The 1,990-nt window shown below is 64.9% G+C and carries 3 protein-coding genes; all 3 read right to left on the bottom strand.

Annotated elements, in window-relative coordinates; translation table 11 throughout:
• Positions 1 to 464 (bottom strand): 2-dehydro-3-deoxygalactonokinase (locus AC1DU6_RS29110; RefSeq protein WP_477861431.1); only part of this gene is annotated, 464 nt, incomplete at its 3' end.
• Positions 458 to 1,606, bottom strand: coding sequence for a galactonate dehydratase (dgoD, locus tag AC1DU6_RS29105; protein ID WP_056202424.1), 1,149 nt, complete (start codon positions 1,604 to 1,606; stop codon positions 458 to 460). The genes dgoD and AC1DU6_RS29110, both read right to left, overlap by 7 nt.
• Positions 1,607 to 1,791: 185 nt before the next feature.
• Positions 1,792 to 1,990 (bottom strand): hypothetical protein (locus tag AC1DU6_RS29100; RefSeq protein ID WP_477861429.1); only part of this gene is annotated, 199 nt, incomplete at its 5' end.

Below are 1,990 nucleotides of genomic sequence, written 5' to 3'. Positions count from 1 at the left end.
GCCTCAACGCGCGCCCACTTCGAATGCGTGCCTGGCAGCACCAGGCAGGCCTGTTCGGCCAGCTCGGGATGCAAGGCGAAGGCGCCAACAATCTGGGTCTCTTCGCCACGCATGACATCCGGTTGGGCGCCGWCATGCATCAGGCCGGGCACGATCCAGAACCTGGCATCGACCTGCAATGCCTGGCGAGCCAGCGCGGCGGCGTCGGCCGGGCAGGGCGCATAGGGCGCTTCGCGCCAGCCATGCTGGCTGCCGACCATGCCGCAGGCGAGCATCGGCAGCCCGGGCCAGCCATCGGTCACGGCGGCCAGCGCCTGGGCGAAAGCGTCTGCGCCGGACAGCGTCGAGGCGCCCTGCTCGGATTGGCGCGTCGCCAGCACCGTACCGTCGGCGCCCAGCAGGAAGGCACGCAGCCGCGTGCTGCCCCAGTCCAGCGCGATGAGGCGGCCGCCGTCCATCACCATTCGGCGACGCTCCCGTCCGCGTGGCGCCACAGCGGGTTGCGCCAGTCGGGCGCCGTCTTGCTGGCCTCGATGACCTTCTCTTCGTCCACCACCACGCCGAGACCCGGTTTGGTCAACGGCTTCATGTAGCCGTTCTCGATGTGGAAGTCTTCCTTGTTCAGCACGTAGTCGAGCAGCTCGCCGCCCTGGTTGTAGTGGATGCCCATGCTCTGCTCCTGCAGCACGGCGTTGTGCGAGACGAAATCGACGTGCAGGCAGGCCGCCAGCGCGATGGGCCCCAGCGGGCAATGCGGCGCGAAGGCCACGTCATAGGCCTCGGCCATGGCGGCGATCTTGTGGCACTCGGTGATGCCGCCGGCGTGCGACAGGTCGGGCTGCACGATGGACAGGCCGCCGGCCTGGAAGACGCGCTTGAACTCGAAACGCGAATACATGCGCTCGCCGGCCGCCAACGGGATGGCGGTGTGCTCAGCCAAGCGGGCGTAGGTTTCGTCCTGCTCGGCCAGCACGGGCTCTTCGACGAACAGCGGCCGGTAGGGTTCCAGCGCCTTCAGCATGACCTTGGCCATCGGTGCGCCGATGCGGCCGTGGAAGTCGATGCCAAACTCGATGTCGTGGCCAAAGGCTTCGCGGATCTCGGCGATGCGGGCCACGGCTTCGTCGACCTTGCGGGCGCTGTCGATGAGGCCCATCTCCTCGGAGCCGTTCATCTTGAAGGTGTCGAAGCCCCCTTCGCGCAGCCGCTTGATGTCGCGGATGACATCGGCCGGCCGGTCACCGCCGACCCAGGAATACACCTTCATCTTGTCGCGTACCAAGCCGCCGAGCAGCTGGTGCACCGGTGCGCCCAGGGCCTTGCCTTTGATGTCCCACAGCGCCTGGTCGATGCCGGCGATGGCGCTCATCAGGATGGCGCCGCCGCGGTAGAAACCGCCGCGGTACATGACCTGCCAGAGGTCGTTGATGCGGGAGGCGTCTTGCCCGATCAGATAGGGCTCGAACTCGTGCACGGCAGCTTCGACGCTGCGCGCCTTGCCTTCGATGACGGGCTCGCCCCAGCCGCTGATGCCGGCATCGGTGTCGATCTTCAGGAACATCCACCGCGGGGCGAGGCGGTAGGTCGTCAGCTTGGTGATTCTCATGGGGCCATGACTGGTGCAGGAACGGCCGAAAGCTTAGGAGGGGCTGCTAGTTCTGAAATATCGAATCTTTGCCAGCGGCTATATGGATTTCATATTGGTGGATAGGCGCCGAAAAGCAAAAGGGCTGCAGAAGCAGCCCTTGAGCGGTTGCGGCACGCGGTTCACATGCCCGTTTCAGTGCGACTTCAGTCGCGCTTGCTGTTGTACTGGCCACTCACGGCGTCGCCCAGTTGACCCACGATCGCCAGCGTCGCCAGCACCAAAGTCACGATCAGCAGTTCCATTTGTTTCCCTTTCTTCGTTGTTGACGCTTCGCATCTTAGGGTTTTCACCACATAAACAAGGGTTAACCCTATGCATTGCGGGCRTGGAACGATGCGGTAC

This window comes from Roseateles sp. P5_B10 (genome assembly GCF_056400485.1).
This window is presented reverse-complemented; position numbering and strand designations above follow the sequence as displayed.